Source organism: Jatrophihabitans sp. (assembly GCA_036399055.1).
Classification (GTDB): domain Bacteria; phylum Actinomycetota; class Actinomycetes; order Mycobacteriales; family Jatrophihabitantaceae; genus Jatrophihabitans_A.
The window spans coordinates 147,032-164,026 of the sequence record DASWNX010000033.1 but is presented as its reverse complement, the minus strand read 5'-3'; the positions used below and the strand labels follow the sequence as shown (position 1 = coordinate 164,026).

Sequence of the window (16,995 nt, the reverse complement as noted above, 5' to 3'; positions counted from 1 at the left end):
CCCGCCCGGGCCGGAAAAGACAGTCGGTCCGGCTACCAGTTTCGGGTGATGCCGGCCGCGTCGCGTCGGCCCATCAGGTCAGACATCGCCTCGATCAGCAGGCCTTCCAGTTCGGTGTCGCCGGTGGTCGCGCAGCCCAGCGCCGCGCGCACCCCGGCGGCGGCCAGGTCCTTGCGGAACCCGGTGGCCAGGAACGGCCCGCCTTCAGGCAGGCCGACCGGGATCAGCACCAGAATCTGCCGGCTGCCGTAACGGCCCAACAGATCTGAGGGTTGCAGGCCCGACTCGATGGTCTGCAGAATGCGCACCTCCTGACCGGCCTCATCCGGGTCGATCATGTACAGCGCGACGTGGCCGTGCACGTCATGCAGCTTCTGCTGCGCCTGCACCATCCACGCAGCCTCCGACCACAACCCAGTGACCGGGTCAAAGGCCTCCTCGACCGTGACCGTCTCCCGCAGCGACCAATGGTGAACGAGAAGCAGTGCCGGCACCACGAGTACGCCCAGAGCAACGTGCCAACTGAGAAGCCCGGCGAGCGCTATGCCCAGACATTGCGTTGCGGCCTCGGCCGCATGTGCTCGTGGGTTGGCGAACATCCGTAGCTCATGCTTCTGCCGAGCCAGCACCAGTGCCGTGGCGATTGCTGCGATGTCAACGATGGAGAGAGTCAGCATGGCGAGCGCTACTCCGGCAACTCCGCCGATTGCGTGCAGAACGATTGAAGCGGCGAGGCAGGAGCCGCCAGCAGCAGCGCCGGTATAAATGTACTTAAGTGGATTGGCACGTCTAACAATTTTGCGAGACGGCCACTCGGCTAGATAAGTGACTGTAACTACTGCGGCGATGTACATCGGTGGCAGGGTCAGTACGGCAGCGAACGTCCAGGTACTTATGAGGTCGGGCATTCTCTCTTCGGCAAGGGCGCGCCGAAGGCGCTCTAACCGCCGAACCGAGACGGAATAGGCGACACTGATCGTTGCCAAGATCAGGAAGGTGACGTCGTCGGGTCCGATCATTCCAGGAACCGCCGGCACTTAGGCACTTCCAGCGGTCTGTGCGCGCAATTCACGAAAGTGCTGGCACGGACCACGATGGTCGAAGGGGGTGTAGTCAATGTCGCGTCACTGGGGCTGGCCGTAAACACGCGCGTCTGATCATCAGGGCTAAGGCGCGGTCGGGCAGGCCGCGCCTTGCCACTGATCAGGCCGGCTGTCATCCGCAATCTCCCTGTATTGACCGTTACAGACCGTACACGCAAGGTTCGGATCTGGCACCACTGGTTGACGATTAGACCAGATGGTCGCTGCGGAACGTACACGCCGGTGTGAGGGCTCCCGCTATGTGAGTGGCTCACGTAAGGAGGGACAGTTATGCACCACTGGGAGTGGTGGACGACGATACGGGTCTCAGGCTGGCAAGGTAGACACTTTGTCTATGACAGTTTAGCCGTCTATTATGCAGCCATTAATAATGGCTAGGCAGTATCTAGCCTGTTGAGATTAATTAGACAAGTCATCTAGTTGTATAAGCAGGCACGAAACTGGATGCGCGGAATGTCTATCTTACTAAGCGGATGCCCACCCACTGCGCATCAGGCCATCCTGGGGAACCTGTAGTTCTAGCTTGCTAGAACGGTAGTTCCGTCACAGCTGGGTAGTCAGCTTGCACCGCGCGACCTGCAGAAGTGCCGGCGTGACTTCGTCCGCGTGGTCGGTGCAGCACTGTCATCAGCCTGGAAGGGGGTTCGTCATGAACAACTGGCACTGGCCGGTCGCTTAAGCGCACCGAAGAATCACTGCGTTTTCAGAATCACTGCGTTTTCCAGCCGCGGACTGGGCGGCCGGACCGTCACAGGGTCGATGAGCCCGCTGGTGGCTGCTTGACCGCGGCCGAGCCGGCCGGCATGGCGCCGGTCGCGATGAAGACGACCCGGCGCGCGACCCCGACGGCGTGGTCGGCGTAGCGCTCGTAGTAGCGCCCCAGCAAGGTCATGTCGATCGCGGCTTCGGTGCCATGGGACCACGTGTCGGCCAGCAGCTGGGTGAACAGCTTGCGGTGCAGGGCGTCCATCGAGTCGTCCTCGGCCTCGATCGCCTGCGCCAGCTCGACGTCGCGGCCCTTGATCACCTCGGCGACCTTGTCCACCAGCGACAGCGCCACCGTGCCCATCTGCGAGATCACGTCACGCAGCTCGACCGGCACCGCGAGGTCGGGGTGCCGCATCCGGGCGACCTTGGCCACGTGCAGCGCGAGGTCTCCCATCCGCTCCAGATCCGCGACCAGGTGCAGCGTGGTCACCAGCACCCGCAGGTCGGTCGCCACCGGCTGCTGCAGCGACAGCAGCAGGAACGTCCGCGCTTCCAGGTCGGCGCGCAGCGCGTCGATGGCGGTGTCATCGCTGACCACCCGCTCGGCGCCGTTGAGGTCACCGGTCAGCAGCGCCTCGGTCGCCCGTTGCATCGCGGTGCCGGCCAGATGCGTCATGGCCACCAGGCTGTTGCCGATCTGGTCCAGCTCGTCGTGATAGAGGTCGCGCATGCGGCCAGCCTCAGCGCCTGAGGTGTCTGCCGCGGGCGGTGGGAATGAATGCCGGGCAGCCGGTGAGTGAACAACAGATGACGCCCGGCTCCCCGGGGGCTTGAGCCGCGTCAGGGCCCGGCCCCCGACCGTAGGATGCGATTCGTGGGCTTTGAGGTGGCCGTCGTCGCGTTCCTTCTGGGAGCGGCGGTGTCGGCCTTCGCCGCGGCGTTGTTCGTGCGCCGCAGCACCGTCGAGCTCGCTCCCGGCCAAACCTCACCGCCGGCTCCGGCTGCGAGCCTGGCCTCGCGGGCCCTCGGCGCGCTGGACGTGGGGGTGGTGGTGCTCGACCGGGACGAGACGGCGATCTTCGCCAACCCGGTCGCGCGGCGGATGCGGGTGGTCGACGGTGATCGGCTGACCATGCCGGTGCTGTCAGAGCTGGTGCGGTCGGTGACCGACTCCGGCGTGGCCGACAGCGTCACTGTGGACCTGTCCACGCCCGGCCGGGGTCCGGAGCACGTGAGCTTTCTGGTGCGTGCCATGCCGCTGCGCGACGGCGGGCGGGTCGGCTCGGTCGTCCTGCGATTCTCCGACATCACCGACGCTCGGCGGCTGGAACTGGTGCGCCGGGACTTCGTCGCCAACGTCTCCCACGAGCTCAAGACGCCGGTCAGCGCCCTGACCCTGCTCGCCGAGGCGGTTCAAGAAGCGGCTGATGACCCTGAGGCGGTGCAGCGCTTCGCGGGACGGATGCAACGCGAGGGCTCGCGGCTGGGCCGGTTGGTGCAGGAGCTGATCGAGTTGTCCCGGGTGCAGGGGGCCGAGGCGCTGCCCGGGCAGGCGCTGATCAGCGTCGATCAGATCGTCGGCGAGGCGGTGGACCGCAGCCGGCTGCTCGCCGAGCAGACCGGCATCACGGTGGCCGAGCGCACCGAACCTGGCCTGCAGGTGCGCGGCAACGAGACCCAGCTGAGCACCGCGCTGGGCAACCTGGTGGACAACGCCATCGCCTACAGCCCGCAGGACACCAAGGTCAGCGTGACCAGCCGCCTGGTCATCGACGAGGAGGGCGGCGAGTGGGTCGACATCGCCGTCGCCGACCAGGGGATCGGAATCGCCGAAACCGACCTGGACCGGGTGTTCGAGCGGTTCTACCGGGTGGACCAGGCCCGATCCAGGGCCACCGGCGGCACCGGCCTGGGCCTGGCGATCGTCAAGCACATCGCCACCAACCACGGCGGCCGGGTGTCGGTGTGGAGCGCGCTGGGAGCCGGCTCGACCTTCACGATGCGGTTGCCGCTGGCCGGTCGCGCTCAGGTGGCCGGTCCAGCTCAGCTTCCCGCTGCCGCACTGCCAGCAGAGGCACTGCCAGCAGAGGCACTGCCACGAAAGGGGGCCCGGTGACCCGGGTACTGGTCGTCGAGGACGAGGAGTCGATCTCGGACCCGTTGTCCTACATGCTGCGCCGTGAGGGCTTCGAGGTGTCGGTCGCCGAGACCGGCCCGGACGCGCTGCGCCAGTTCGAACGCGATGGCGCTGACCTCGTGCTGCTGGACCTGATGCTGCCGGGGCTGTCCGGGACCGAGGTCTGCCGTTCGCTGCGGCAGAAGTCCAACGTCGCCATCATCATCCTGACCGCCCGGGACTCCGAGGTGGACAAGGTGGTCGGCCTGGAGCTGGGCGCCGACGACTACGTGACCAAGCCGTTCTCCCACCGGGAGCTGCTCGCCCGGATCAGGGCGGTGCTGCGCCGGGGCGCGGAGAACGAGGAGTTGCTGAGCTCCACGATCGAGGCAGGCCCGGTCCGGCTGGACGTCGAACGGCACACCGTGGCGGTGAACGGCGCGACGGTCGCGTTGCCGCTCAAGGAGTTCGACCTGCTCGAGCTGCTGCTGAGGAACTCCGGGCGGGTGCTGACCCGCGGGCAGCTCATCGACCGGATCTGGGGCTCGGACTACGTCGGTGACACCAAGACCCTCGACGTCCACGTCAAGCGGCTGCGGGCCAAGATCGAGCCGGACCCGGCCAACCCGAAGCACCTGCTGACGGTGCGGGGGCTGGGCTACAAGTTCGACGGCTGAGGCGTGCTGTTCGACAGCTGGGCTACAAGTTCGACGGCTGAGGCGTGACGTCCGACGGCTGAGGGTGCTGCCGGCCGTCGGCGCGTCGCGGCCGGTCACGACAGCCGCCGAGCGAAAATGTCAGAGGTCGGTGCGAGGGTTCGCTTCAGTCAACTTGTGGAGGTGAGCAAGCCGATGTCCGACATCGATAGCGCCGAGTACGGCGCCGACACCGCCTGCTGCGTCAATGCCGACTGCGGCGCCCGGTTCAACCCGGACCGCGAGGGTTTCAACGGCGAGTGCGACGGTTGCGCCGCAGTGGCCGCCGACCACTTCACCGGCGCGCATCGCGGGCTGCAGATCGAGTGCCTGTTCTGCTGGGCCGAAGAGCCGGCCCAAGCCGGCCGCTCGCTGGCTGTGGCTGCCTGAGCCGGCGCCGCTAACCGGCGACGGCCTTGTTGGGGCCGGTCACCGGCTGGCCGGCGGCGGCGGTCGCGGGGTGCACCGCCACCAGACCCTGCGCCAGCCGCAGCGCGCACAGCCTGGACAGCTCGGTGTAGGCGGCCTGGCCGATCAGGGCGGTGAGCTCAGGCGCGTAGCTGACGTACAGCGGCTCGGCGCCGACATGGGCCTCAGGAGAAGAGGTGCACCACCAGTGCAGGTCATGACCGCCCTCGCCCCACCCCCGCCGGTCGAACTCGGTCACCGTCGACACCAGGACCTGGGTGTCGTCGGCCCTGGTGACCCACTCCTGCTCACGGCGCACCGGCAGCTGCCAGCAGACCTCCGGCTTGGTGTCCAGCGGGTGCAGGCCGGTGCGCAAGGCCAGCGCGTGCAGGGCGCAGCCCTCGCCGCCGGCGAAACCGGGCCGGTTGAGGAACACGCAGGCGCCGTCCACCGTCCTGGTCCGGACCCGGTTCTCCTCATCACCGACCGAGTCCTTCTCGGTGATGCCCCTCGCGCGGCCCGCCTTGTGGTGCTGCCAGGTCTCGGCGTCCAACTGCTTGGCATAGCCGCGCACCCGCTTGAGGTCCTCATCGTCGGAGAAGAACGCCCCGTGGCTGCAACAGCCGTCCTCGGACCGGCCCTCAATGACGCCGTGGCAGCCCCGGCCGAAGATGCAGGTCCAGCGCGAGCACAGCCAGGTCAGGTCAGCCCTGATCCGGTGTTCGGGATTGGCGGGGTCGCTGAACTCCAGCCACTCCCTGGAGAACTCCAGGCCCACCTCGCGGTCGCGGGGGGCAGGTTGTATGACGGGTTGTATGACAGGAAGGTTGCGGGCGCTGGCAGGCACAACGGCGAGACTAACCCGCCGCACGCGAGGGTCGCCAGGACGGCTGCCCGAGTCCAGCTCTCTCGCGCTGCGGTCATCGGCTAGCGTGACCGGCATGCGACTAGGGGTGTTGGACGTCGGCTCCAACACCGTCCACCTGCTGGTGGTCGACGCCCACCTCGGCGCTCAGCCGACGCCGCAGCTGTCGCGCAAGAGCGTGCTGAGGCTGGCCGAGCACATCGACAAGCGCGGGGACCTCGCCGTCGAGGGCGCTGACGCGCTGGTCGGCGCGACGTTGGGCGCGCGGCGGCAGGCCACCGAGCTGCGGTGCGACGAGTTGCTGGCCTTCGCCACCTCGGCGGTCCGAGACGCCCGCAACTCCTCCGAGGTGCTGGCCCGGGTCAAAGAAGAGACCGGCGTGGAGCTGCGGGTGCTCACCGGCGAGGACGAGGCGGTGCTGACCTTTCTGGCGGTGCGGCGGTGGTTCGGCTGGAGCGCCGGCCGGTTGCTCTGCCTCGACATCGGAGGCGGCTCACTGGAGCTGGCGGTGGGCGCCGACGAGGTTCCCGAGATCGCGTTGTCGATCCCGCTAGGCGCCGGCCGGTTGACCCGGGACTGGCTCGACGGCGACCCGCCGTCCAAGCGCTCGGTCGAGGAGCTGCGCAAGCACGTCGCCGACCAGCTCGCCGGCCCCGCCCGCCAGCTGTTGTCCACCGGACTGCCCGACCGGGTGGTGGCCAGCAGCAAGACCTTCCGGACCCTGGCCCGGTTGGCCGGCGCCGCGCCTTCCAGCGCCGGCCCACGGGTTCGTCGCAGCCTGCAGATCAACGGCTTACGGCAGATCATCGGCTTCATCTCCCGGATCCCGGCCACCGACCTGGCCGAACTCGACGGGGTGTCGCCGGCTCGGGCACACCAGACGATGGCCGGCGCGGTGGTGGCAGAGCAGGCCATGCTGGCGCTGGGCGTCGAAGAGTTCGAGCTGTCTCCGTGGGCGCTGCGCGAGGGCGTGATCCTGCGCAGGCTGGACCAGATCGCGCTGACCTGACCTGGCTCCGCTAGGCAGCGCGGCACTCGCAGCCCTCCAGCAAGCCATCAGGGCGCGGCAGCTGGAAGGATGGCCTCATGACGAGCAACCCGGGCAAGCTGGCGATCATCGGCGGCGGCAAGATCGGTGAGGCGCTGCTGTCGGGCCTCTTGCGCGGGAGCGCGGTCCCCGAGGACATCCTGGTGGTCGAGCACTACCCCGAGCGGATCCGCTACCTCAGCGAGCGTTACGGCATCCGGGTGGTGGACGTCGACGAGGCCGCGAAGGCCTGCGCGACGATCCTGATCGCCGTGAAACCGCAGGACATCGACCTGCTGTTGCGGGAGCTGGCCGAGCTGGTCACCGAGGAGCACCTGATCGTGTCGGTGGCGGCCGGCATCACGACCGCGCGGATCGAGCGCGGCTTGCCTGTCGGACCCGCCGTGGTGCGCTGCATGCCGAACACCCCCGCGCTGGTCGACGAGGCGATGACGGCCATCTCGGCGGGCTCCCGGGCGACCCAGGCGCACCTGCAGCGAGCAGACGAGCTGCTGTCGGCGGTCGGGCGGGTGGTCCGGGTGCCCGAGTCGCAGCTGGACGCGGTGACCGCCCTGTCCGGCAGCGGGCCGGCCTACTTCTTCTTCCTGGTCGAGGCGATGATCGACGCGGGCATCCTGCTGGGCCTGCCACGGGCGCTGGCGGCCGAGCTCATCGTGCAGACGCTGGTCGGCTCGGCGGTGATGCTGCGCGACTCGGGCGAGCACCCGGTGCAGTTGCGCGAGGCGGTCACCAGCCCGGCGGGCACGACCATCTCAGCCATCCGCGAGCTGGAGAACCACGGCGTCCGGGCGGCCTTCCTCGCTGCCATCGAAGCCGCCCGCAACCGCTCGGCAGAGCTTGGCCGGGCCGCCGACGCCGAGTGAACGGCGCAACGCCGGCATTGGTGAGCACAGGCACGCGCGGGCGGGGGTCCGCCGCGCCGGTTCAAGAAAAAAAGAATCCACTTTGTGAAGAACACGTATCGCATGGGCACCATCGGTACCGCTACTCTCAGCCCAGCACGTGCGTGTCAGGTTGTCCGGCGGGAAGCCGGGCTCACTGTCACGTGCCGAGAGTCCGGTGACAGATGAATACGACCCCTGACGGGTTACGCGAGGTGCGCTTTCTGACAGTGGCCGAGGTGGCCGCGGTGATGCGCGTCTCGAAGATGACGGTGTACCGCATGGTGCACTCCGGCGAGCTGCCCGCTGTCCGGGTGGGCCGTTCTTTCCGGGTGCCCGAGAAGGCCGTGCAGGCTTATCTCAAGAGCGCCTTCTTCGAGGCCGGCTGAGCGGTGCCCGGACGAGCGGTGCCCGGCTGAGCGGTGCCCGGCTGCGCGGTGCCCGGACCGTCATGCTGAGCGGTGCCCGGACCGTCATGCTGAGAGGTCGCCAGGGCGACGCGACAGCATGACGGTCGGCGTGCGTCTGGTGGGGGCGCGGGTCAGGGAGTGGGCCAATGCCAGCTCTCGGGACACGGCCATTCCCAGTTCTCGAGGCACGGCCAGTTCCAGTTGGACGGCTTCGGCCAGTTGTAATTCGACATATGTCGCTCCTTGACGAATGGTGATTTCAGGGGTGCGATAGCTCCGGTCAGCTGACCTGGCGGTCTTCGTCCCGTGGCTTGCTGAACGGTTAGTCGAGGCCGTCACCTCAGCTACCGTCGCGAGCTACCGTCGCGGACCGTCGTGCTGAGCGGTCGTCAGGGCGACGCGGCAGCATGACGCGCGGCGTGCGTCGGGCGGGGCCGCGTCAGGGAGTGGGCCAATGCCAGGTCGCGAGGGGCGTCCGGTTCCAGTGGGATGGCTTCGACCAGTCCCAGTTGGATAGCTTCGGCCAGTTGTTGTTCGACACGTGTCGCTCCTTTCAGGGGATGAGCCAGAAGTATGCGGCATCTCGCCCACATCAGACAGGACAGCCGTCCTCTGGGCGAGGGGCTGCTGGTCGCAGACCCCCCAGCCAGCGGTGTCATCAGGCCCGACGCAGCACGGTAAGCTCCCAGCCAGTGACGCGTGCATGACCTGCAGGTGACTTCGAGGTCATTCGAGTTCAGCCAAGTCGCTCAGGTCCGGTAACGCGAGTCGATCATGTTGGTGAGGTAAGCAATGGGTTCTGTCATCAAGAAGCGGCGCAAGCGGATGGCCAAGAAGAAGCACCGCAAGCTGCTGAAGAAGACGCGCGTTCAGCGCCGCAACAAGAAGTAACTCCTTTCGCCGTGGTGAGCTGGCTCCGCGTCCCGACGCCGGAGCCAGCTTTTCGCGTCTCCGGCCGGTGACCCGAGCCGCTGACGCACCCACGCCGGTGACCCGAGCCGCTGACGCACCCACGACGCTGGCCCACGCCGCTGACTCAAGCCGCGCCGCTGACTCAAGCCGCGCCGCTGACTCAAGCCACTGACCACCACCGACCTGCAAGCGTCGGGCCGCCAGCAGGCGCGCTGCCAGCCGGCTGACTAGCATGGGTCGCTCCAGGCAAGAGCTCGACATCCCTGGGTAGGAGTCCTATGTCGCGGGTCGTCATGGTCACCGGCGTGAGCCGGCATCTGGCCTGCAGGCTGGCCGGTCGGCTGTCTGCTGACCCCGCCATCGACCGGATCATCGGAGTCGACACGGTGCCGCCGGCCCGGGCCGACCTGAACCTGCTGGGCCGCACCGAGTTCGTCCGGGCCGACATCCGCAACCCGCTGATCTCCCGCGTGATCAGCCAGGCGGAGGTGGACACCGTCGTGCACGCCTCCGTGACGGCGACCCCACACGGCGCCGGCGGCCGCACGCCGATGAAAGAGCTGAACGTCATCGGCACGATGCAGCTGCTGGCGGCCTGCCAGAACTCCGACACCGTCCGGCGGCTGGTGGTCAAGTCCACCACCGCCGTCTACGGCACGTCCCCACGGGACCCGGCGATCTTCACCGAGGACATGACGGCCAAGGCGCTGCCCCGCAGCGGCTACGCCAAGGACGCCGTCGAGGTCGAGGGCTACCTGCGCGGGTTCACCCGCCGCCGCCCCGACGTCAACGTCACCTTGCTGCGTTTCGCCAACTTCGTCGGCCCGTTCATCGACACCCCGCTGACCCGCTACTTCCAGCTGCCGATCGTGCCCACCGCCTTCGGCTTCGACCCCCGGCTGCAGTTGCTGCACGAGACCGACGCCATCGAGGTGCTGCGACTGGCCAGCACCTCCGACCGGCCCGGGACCTTCAACGTCGCCGCTGACGGCGTGCTGCTGCTCAGCCAGGCGATCCGGCGGGCCGGCAAGATCGCCGTCCCGGTGCCTGCCCCGGCCGTCTCGTTCGTCGGCCGGGCGGTCCGTCGCAGTGGCGTCGTCGACTTCTCACCCGAGCAGATGCAGTTCCTGAACTTCGGGCGGGTCGTCGCCAACGACCGGCTCAAAGACGTCTTCGGGTACACGCCGCAGTTCTCCACCGCGGCTGCCTTCGAGTCCTTCCTCACCGGCCGGCCGGTGCAGCCGGTGCTCACCGAGGCGGTCCTCGACGCGGGAGAGTCGGTGCTGGCCCGGGTGTTGCGCACCACTGCGCCGCACGCCGCGCCCACCACGGCGTCGGTGTCGTCGATCAGGTCTTCGAGGAGGCTTCGCCATGGCTGAGGCGCAGGTGATCAGGTTGCATCCGCAGGAGCGCGCGCCGCTGGCGCGGGGCGCTGAGCCGGGCCAGCCGCCCAAGCCGCCCGCCGACAGCCAGGCCGCGACGTGGGAGCGCCGAGCCGCGGCCGGTCTGAGGTTCCTGCGTCACCGCGTCACCGGGGACTACCCGATCGATGACTTCGGATTCGACCCGGAGCTCACCGAGGCGACGGTGCTGGCGGCGGCCCGCCAGCTCTACCGCAAGTGGTTCCGCACCGAGGTGACCGGCGCGCACCACCTGCCGGGCGACTCAGGAGCGTTGATCGTGGCCAACCACGCTGGCGCGCTGTGGGCTTTGGACGGGGTGATGACGGCGACCGCGGTGCATGAGGAGACGCCGAACCACCGCTTTCTGCGGCTGCTCGCCGCGGACCTGGTGTTCACCACCCCGGTGCTCGGGCCGCTCGCCCGCAAGACCGGCAGCACGTTGGCCTGCCACGCCGACGCTGAGCGGCTGCTGGGCGCCGGGGAGCTGGTCGGGGTCTGGCCGGAGGGTTTCAAGGGCATCGGAAAGCCGTTCTCCGAGCGGTACAAGCTGCAGCGCTTCGGCCGCGGCGGGTTCGTCTCGGCGGCGCTGCGGACCGGCGCGCCGATCATCCCCACCGCGATCGTGGGCTCTGAGGAGATCTACCCGATGCTCGGCAACGCCAAGACGCTGGCGCGGGTGCTGGGCCTGCCGCACTTTCCGTTGACGCCGACCTTTCCCTGGTTGGGCCCGCTCGGGTTGATACCGCTGCCCAGCAAGTGGCACATCGAATTCGGCGAGCCGATCGAGACCGCCGAGTACGGCCCCGAGGCGGCGGAGGACCCGATGCTGGTCTTCGAGATCACCGACCGGGTTCGCGAGCAGATTCAGGGCAGCCTGTACCGGGTGCTGATGCAGCGCCGTTCGGTCTGGCACTGAGGCCCTCAGCCTGGCACTGAGGCCGTTCGGTCTGGCACTGAGGCCGTTCGGTCTGGCACTGAGGCCCTCAGCCTGGCACTGTGAGGCCGCTCGGCCTGGCACTGAGGCCGCTCGGGCTCACGGCCTCAAGCGACCGGGCTCCTGCGGCGGCCGATCGCCATGGCGCCGACCACCGCGCCGCCGGCCGCGGCAGTGGCAAGAGCGGTCGGCACGCCGATCCGGGCCGCCTTGCGTCCGGTGCGGAAGTCGCGGATCTCCCAGCCTCGCCGGCGGGCCTCGTCGCGCAGCGCCGAGTCCGGGTTGACCGCGACCGGCCGGCCGACCAGGGACAGCATCGGGATGTCGTTGATGGAGTCGGAGTACGCCGCGCACTGAGCCAGGTCCAGCCCCTCGCGCAACGCCAGGTCACGGACTGCCGCCGCCTTGGCCTCGCCGTGCAGCAGCTCCCCGAGCAGCCGTCCGGTGAACAGGCCGTCCTGCTCCTCGGCCCGGGTGCCCAGCGCCCCGGTGAGCCCCAGCCGCCGGGCGATGAGCCTGGCCAGCTCTTCGGGCGTCGCGGTGACCAGCCAGACCCGCTCGCCGGCGTCCAGGTGCAGCTGGGCCAGCGCCCTGGTGCCGGAGTAGATCCTGGCGGCGATGGTCTCGTCGTAGATCTCCTCCGACATCGCCACGAGCTCGGCGACCGGCTTGCCCGCGATGAAGGCCAGCGCCGACTCCTGGGCCGAGGTGATGTGGTCCTGCGCCTCGCCGCCGGCCCGGAACTTCACCTGCTGCCAGAGGAACCGTCGCAGGTCGCTGGTGGAGAAGAACTTGCGCGCCGCCAGCCCCTTGGCGAAGTAGAAGATCGAGGCCCCTACGACGACGGTGTTGTCCACGTCGAAGAACGCCGCAGCCTCAGGATGGTCCGGGATGGCCAGTGCCTGCTCGACCTCGGGCACTGCCGACCCCGTGGAACGGCCAGGCATCGGTGCCCCCTTCGACGCGAGGAAGTTCGCTGAGCAGCACCGAGCGTAGTCAGTGGGTCAGGGGCGTGAGACACCCGGCAGTGACGGCTGGACGCCGAGGCCGGGCAAGCCGTCGACCGCCCCGGGCAGCGTCAGCGGCGGGCTGGCGGGTGCGGTCAGGATCGGGCCGAGCGAGGTGGGTAGGTGAGGCGGGTAGCTGAAGGGCGGCGAGGACGGCAGCGCTGTCGGCAGCCCCGGGCCCGCCGGTGAGGACACCGGCGGGGCGGCCGGGGGACCGGACGTGGCCGGCAGGCCAGGACCAGCCGGTCGCGATGCCGTCGGACCGGCCGGGGGACCGGCCGAGCTGCCTGAACCGCCGAGGGCCGGCAACGACAGGGTGGGCAACGACCCGGACGGCCCGGCGGCCGACCCCAGACCGGGACCCGGGACCGGCGCCGGGGCACTCACGCCCCCACCAGGAGCCGCGCCGCCGGGCGCCGGGTTGGGCGCCGCGCCGCAGGCCCGGCAGGGGACCGGGCCGAGCTCGTCGGCCACCGCCCGGGCCAGGCACGAGCAGCCCATCGCGCTGCTGAGCTGACCGGTGCGGGTGGCGATCCGTTGCAGCAACAGCAGCGACGCCTGGGCGCGGGTGCGCAGCGGGCCGGCCGGAATCCGGTCCCGGACCTGGCTCAGCAGGGTTCGGTGCGGGGGCAGCCACCCGCTCATCTTGGTCAGCGGCTCCCGCGACAGCTGAGCCACCGCGGCCCCGCCGAGCAGCCGCATGCCGTTGACGCTGTCGGAGTCGGCGCTGTCGAGGGTGTCGGTGACCAGCGACGCGGTGCGCGGGCTGAGCTGTCCAGCGGCGCTGAGCTTGCCGCCGGCGGACGCCGATTGGGAGAGCAGGTCAGCGGCCTCGCGCACCCGGTTACCGGCCAGCTGCAGATAGGCCTGACCCTTGGCGACGTCGCCGCTGGCCATCGACAGCTGGACGTTCTCGCTGGCCCTCTTCACGCCGTACAGGGACTGGCCGGGCAGCGACCCGCTCGACATCCAGACCGCCATGCCGAGCAGCAGCGTCAGCACCGTCGACGCGCCGGCCAGGGCCAGCGCCGGACGGCGCAGCGTGCGCAGGGCGCGGCCACCGGCCGCGCGGGACCGCCGGCCGGCGAGGGCGCTCGGACCGGTGGCGGGCTCAGCGGCTGGTGACTCGGACACGATTCGGGCGGTGATGGCGACCAGCTGGGCGCGCAGCTCGGCTCTGAACTGAGGCTCGGGGACGGGGCCGGGCAACGCCCGCAACCGGCGGACGAGTTCAGCCTCGGCAGTGCAGCCGGCAGCCGCGCGGTCACCGCGGGCCCACCGAGCGGCAGATCTGCCGGCACCCATCGCAGCCTCCAGGCTCGTCGCAGCTCAGCATCCGTGACGCCTGGCTGGCGATGCTGGCTGCTTCGTTGCGTTCAACGACAGCCGGCCCGTGGGGTTACTCCAGCGGGGCCTATTAGCTCCGGCTCACCGGAGCTCGTCGCCGAGCACGATGGCCAGCCTCTTGACGGCCCGATGCTGCAGCGCCTTGATCGCTCCGTCGTTCTTGCCCATCACCGACGCGGTCTCGGCCACCGACAGGCCGTTGAGGAAGCGCAGCACGATGCACTCCTTCTGCTCCTCGCCCAGGGAGTTGACCGCTTCGAGCAGCCGGGCGTTGGTCAGATTGGTCAGCACCGCGAGCTCGGGGCCGTCGTCGACGTCGTTGCCCTCGATGAGGTCACCGGTGGTCAACTCGAGTCGGTAGCGAGCCGACTTGGTGTGATCGAAGACGATGTTGCGGGCGATGGTGATGAACCAGGCGCCGATGTCGCGGCCCTGGTAGTTGATCGAGGAGATCCGTCGCAACGCGCGCAGAAAGGTCTCGGAGGTGAAGTCCTCGGCCAGCGCCCGGTCGTTGACGCGGTAGTAGATGAACCGGAACACCGCGTCGACGTACTGGTCGTACAACTTTCCGAACGCCTCGCCGTCGCCCTGCTGGGCCGCTCGCACCAGGGTCCACATCGCGGCGTGCTCAGCCTCGACCTCTGAGGCGTCCCTGTCGCGGGGCAGCGGTATCTTTTCCGGCGCCGGGTCGTTGGACGGACCGAACTCGTGGGAAGCACTGGGCGGCCCGGCGCGGGTGGCGCCGGGTGGGGAGGCCGACAGCGGAAGATCAACCGCCGACTCGACTGCGTCCATCGACGTGCGCGCCCAGTCCTGCACCGCCCACGCCACCAGCCGGGCGAGTTCAACCCAGCCCTGAGCAGCTACCGCGGGACTCACCGCAGCCACGCCGGGGACGCTCATCAGCCAGGCCCCGCTTCCGTGGTTAGGCGGTCAGGCGCACGCCGTCGGGGGCGGGCCATTTCGTGACTTGGACGGTACCTGCACAAACGTTCCAGTACGAGTACCAAGTGATTACTCTCTGTTGAATATCTGGGCCGGCGCAGTCAGACTGGCTTGCCTGGCGTCCTGGCGTACCCGTCAGTAGCTTGTAATCGAACCGGCCCACGCACGACCGGTGCCGAAGTTCAGGAGGTCTGGGTGACTGTCCAGTCGCGCGCGTGGCCATCGGGCGGGCCGAGCCAGGCCCACGGCCCGTCGACATTCGGCGACCTGCTGGAGCGGGCCGCGGCGGATCGGCCGGCCGAGGTCGCGCTGATCGACGCCGAGCACCGCTGGACGTGGCTCGAGCTGCGCCAGGCCGTGGCAGACCTGGCGGCCGGTCTGGTCGCCGCCGGCATGCGGCCCGATGACCGGCTGGCCATCCAGGCGCCCACCACCGCCGAGTTCGTCGCGGTGTACCTGGCCGCGTTGCAGGCGGGCCTGGTCATCGTGCCGGTCAACCCCGGCTACACGCTGGCCGAGCTGGACCACATCCTCACTGACTCAGGCGCCCGGATGCTGGTCACCTCGTCGGTGGCCGCGGTCGCCGCCGCCGACCAGCTGTACCAGGGACACCCGCAGCTGAGCCAGATCGTGATCGCCGCCCGGTCCGGAGCCGAGGACCTGCCCACCGTGACCGAGCTGCTGGCCAGCGGCCGGGCCGCCCCGGACGGCCCGCCGCGAGACCTGGACCGCACCGGCGAGCAACTGGCCGTGCTGCTCTACACCTCCGGGACCTCAGGCCTGCCCAAGGGCGCGATGCTGCCGACGCGCGCGTTGCTGGCCAACCTCGCCCAGGTGGCGGACCTGCAGCCGGCGCCGATCAGCGCGCAGGACCGGATCTACCTGCCGCTGCCGTTGTTCCACGTCTTCGGCCTCAACGCCGGCCTGGGGCTGGCCCTGTACTTCGGCGCGAGCGTGGTGCTGGCGCCGAAGTTCGACGCGGTCGCCAGCCTCGAGGAGCTGCGCGAGGAGCGGGCCACCGTGGTGATCGGCGCGCCGGTGGAGTTCGCGATGTGGGCCGAGCAGCCCAACCTGGCCGACGGCTTCGCCGGCGTCCGGTTCGCCCTGTCCGGCTCGGCGCCGCTGTCTGCGGCGCTGGTCGCCCGCTACGCGGCCGTGGGGGTGCCGCTCTTCGAGGGTTACGGTCTGACCGAGGCCGCTCCGGTGATCAGCCTCAACCTGACGCCGGCGGGCCCGGACAACTGGGCAGAGCCCAAGGCTGGCTCGGTCGGACGGCCGTTGCCCGGCGTCGAGGTGCGGCTGGTCGACAGCGACGGCGAGGCCGTCGAGGTGGGCGACCTGGGAATGCTCGAGGTGCGCGGGCCCAACCTGTTCCTCGGCTACTGGCCCGACGCGACTGAGGGCCCGGGCTCCGACGGCTGGTTCAGCACCGGCGACCTGGCGGTGGCCGACGACGACGGCGACTACTACCTGGTGGGCCGGCGCAGCGACCTGGTGCTGGTGAACGGCTTCAACGTCTACCCCGCCGAGGTCGAGGCGGTGTTCAGCAAGCTGCCCGGAGTCGCCGAGGTCGCGATCCTCGGGGTGAGCGAGGGCGAGATGAGTGAGGCGATCGTGGCTTACGTGGTGCCCGAGCCGGGCGCGGTGCTGGACCCGGACGAGCTGCTCGAGCAGGCGGCGCGGTCGCTGGCCCGGTTCAAGCTGCCCAAGCAGATCATCGAGGTGGCGGAGTTGCCGCACACCGCCACCGGCAAGGTGATGAAGTGGCGGTTGCGGGCGGTCACCGACCAGCCCGCCGGGCGGCTCTGACGTCATGGCCGCTCACCAGCGTCACGTCACCCTGATCACCCGGGACGGCTGCCACCTGTGCGCCGACGCCGAACGGCAACTGGCCGCGCTGTCCGAGGAGCTCGGGTTCCAGCTGCAGCTGCTGGACGTCGACGCTGACCGGGCCCGGGCCAACGAGTACTCCGAGCGGGTGCCGGTGATCCTCATAGACGGCGCTGAGCACGGCTATTGGCGGCTGGAAGAGGCACGGTTTCGGGCTGCCCTGCAACGGTGAACCGCGCGCGGTCGAGGCCGGGCGCGGACCAGCCGGGCAGGCCGGTTCCGGCCAAGCCGGCAGTGGATGAGTTGCCGCGCCGGACGACGCTCAGCATGCTCTTACCACACGGGTCAGCGATTTTGTGAATGCCTTCACAAAGGCGTACGGT

Annotated in this window: 17 protein-coding genes; 11 read left to right on the top strand and 6 right to left on the bottom strand. The window is 69.5% G+C overall.

What is annotated here, in order from left to right; all coding sequences use genetic code 11:
- Positions 1 to 32: 32 nt before the first annotated feature.
- On the bottom strand, positions 33 to 1,019 hold the full coding sequence (locus VGB75_15505; GenBank protein ID HEY0168448.1) for a hypothetical protein: 987 nt from the start codon (positions 1,017 to 1,019) through the stop codon (positions 33 to 35).
- Positions 1,020 to 1,851: 832 nt separating this feature from the next.
- Entirely contained in the window at positions 1,852 to 2,541 is a 690-nt protein-coding gene (gene phoU / locus VGB75_15500) for a phosphate signaling complex protein PhoU (GenBank protein HEY0168447.1), read from the bottom strand.
- A gap of 144 nt (positions 2,542 to 2,685) precedes the next feature.
- Here phoU and VGB75_15495 point away from each other — a divergent pair, with 144 nt between their 5' ends.
- The 3 genes from VGB75_15495 to VGB75_15485 all read left to right on the top strand — a co-directional run bounded on the left by VGB75_15495 (position 2,686) and on the right by VGB75_15485 (position 5,012).
- Positions 2,686 to 3,927, top strand: coding sequence for an ATP-binding protein (locus VGB75_15495; protein HEY0168446.1), 1,242 nt, complete (start codon positions 2,686 to 2,688; stop codon positions 3,925 to 3,927).
- The gene (locus VGB75_15490; GenBank protein HEY0168445.1) at positions 3,924 to 4,604 is read left to right on the top strand and encodes a response regulator transcription factor; all 681 of its coding nucleotides are present in this window, start codon (positions 3,924 to 3,926) and stop codon (positions 4,602 to 4,604) included. Before VGB75_15495 ends, VGB75_15490 begins: the two co-directional genes overlap by 4 nt.
- A gap of 174 nt (positions 4,605 to 4,778) precedes the next feature.
- Complete coding sequence (locus VGB75_15485; protein ID HEY0168444.1) at positions 4,779 to 5,012, top strand: hypothetical protein; 234 nt, start codon at positions 4,779 to 4,781, stop codon at positions 5,010 to 5,012.
- Positions 5,013 to 5,022: 10 nt separating this feature from the next.
- Here the strand turns inward: VGB75_15485 and VGB75_15480 are convergent, their stop codons facing one another.
- Positions 5,023 to 5,877 (bottom strand): hypothetical protein, encoded by an 855-nt coding sequence (locus tag VGB75_15480; protein HEY0168443.1) that lies wholly within the window; start codon positions 5,875 to 5,877, stop codon positions 5,023 to 5,025.
- A 94-nt stretch (positions 5,878 to 5,971) separates the two neighbouring features.
- On the opposite strand from VGB75_15480, the gene VGB75_15475 reads away from it, so the two are divergent.
- From VGB75_15475 to VGB75_15450, 6 genes are all read left to right on the top strand, one after another.
- The gene (locus VGB75_15475) at positions 5,972 to 6,904 is read left to right on the top strand and encodes a Ppx/GppA phosphatase family protein (GenBank protein HEY0168442.1); all 933 of its coding nucleotides are present in this window, start codon (positions 5,972 to 5,974) and stop codon (positions 6,902 to 6,904) included.
- Positions 6,905 to 6,981: 77 nt separating this feature from the next.
- The gene (gene proC / locus VGB75_15470; GenBank protein ID HEY0168441.1) at positions 6,982 to 7,806 is read left to right on the top strand and encodes a pyrroline-5-carboxylate reductase; all 825 of its coding nucleotides are present in this window, start codon (positions 6,982 to 6,984) and stop codon (positions 7,804 to 7,806) included.
- Positions 7,807 to 8,009: 203 nt separating this feature from the next.
- Complete coding sequence (locus VGB75_15465; protein HEY0168440.1) at positions 8,010 to 8,213, top strand: helix-turn-helix domain-containing protein; 204 nt, start codon at positions 8,010 to 8,012, stop codon at positions 8,211 to 8,213.
- Between the two features lie 813 nt (positions 8,214 to 9,026).
- Complete coding sequence (locus VGB75_15460; GenBank protein HEY0168439.1) at positions 9,027 to 9,125, top strand: AURKAIP1/COX24 domain-containing protein; 99 nt, start codon at positions 9,027 to 9,029, stop codon at positions 9,123 to 9,125.
- A gap of 299 nt (positions 9,126 to 9,424) precedes the next feature.
- The gene (locus tag VGB75_15455; GenBank protein ID HEY0168438.1) at positions 9,425 to 10,525 is read left to right on the top strand and encodes an NAD-dependent epimerase/dehydratase family protein; all 1,101 of its coding nucleotides are present in this window, start codon (positions 9,425 to 9,427) and stop codon (positions 10,523 to 10,525) included.
- Positions 10,518 to 11,465: a lysophospholipid acyltransferase family protein gene (locus VGB75_15450; protein ID HEY0168437.1), complete on the top strand. Its 948-nt coding sequence runs from the start codon at positions 10,518 to 10,520 to the stop codon at positions 11,463 to 11,465. Before VGB75_15455 ends, VGB75_15450 begins: the two co-directional genes overlap by 8 nt.
- A 125-nt stretch (positions 11,466 to 11,590) precedes the next feature.
- Here the strand turns inward: VGB75_15450 and VGB75_15445 are convergent, their stop codons facing one another.
- The 3 genes from VGB75_15445 to VGB75_15435 all read right to left on the bottom strand — a co-directional run bounded on the left by VGB75_15445 (position 11,591) and on the right by VGB75_15435 (position 14,716).
- The gene (locus VGB75_15445) at positions 11,591 to 12,430 is read right to left on the bottom strand and encodes an HAD-IB family hydrolase (protein HEY0168436.1); all 840 of its coding nucleotides are present in this window, start codon (positions 12,428 to 12,430) and stop codon (positions 11,591 to 11,593) included.
- A gap of 57 nt (positions 12,431 to 12,487) precedes the next feature.
- Positions 12,488 to 13,795, bottom strand: coding sequence for a DUF5667 domain-containing protein (locus tag VGB75_15440; GenBank protein ID HEY0168435.1), 1,308 nt, complete (start codon positions 13,793 to 13,795; stop codon positions 12,488 to 12,490).
- Between the two features lie 123 nt (positions 13,796 to 13,918).
- Positions 13,919 to 14,716, bottom strand: a complete 798-nt coding sequence (locus VGB75_15435; GenBank protein HEY0168434.1) for a sigma-70 family RNA polymerase sigma factor — start codon at positions 14,714 to 14,716, stop codon at positions 13,919 to 13,921.
- A gap of 261 nt (positions 14,717 to 14,977) precedes the next feature.
- Here VGB75_15435 and VGB75_15430 point away from each other — a divergent pair, with 261 nt between their 5' ends.
- Complete coding sequence (locus VGB75_15430) at positions 14,978 to 16,591, top strand: AMP-binding protein (protein HEY0168433.1); 1,614 nt, start codon at positions 14,978 to 14,980, stop codon at positions 16,589 to 16,591.
- 4 nt (positions 16,592 to 16,595) lie between these two features.
- Complete coding sequence (locus VGB75_15425) at positions 16,596 to 16,844, top strand: glutaredoxin family protein (protein ID HEY0168432.1); 249 nt, start codon at positions 16,596 to 16,598, stop codon at positions 16,842 to 16,844.
- Positions 16,845 to 16,995 lie beyond the last annotated feature (151 nt).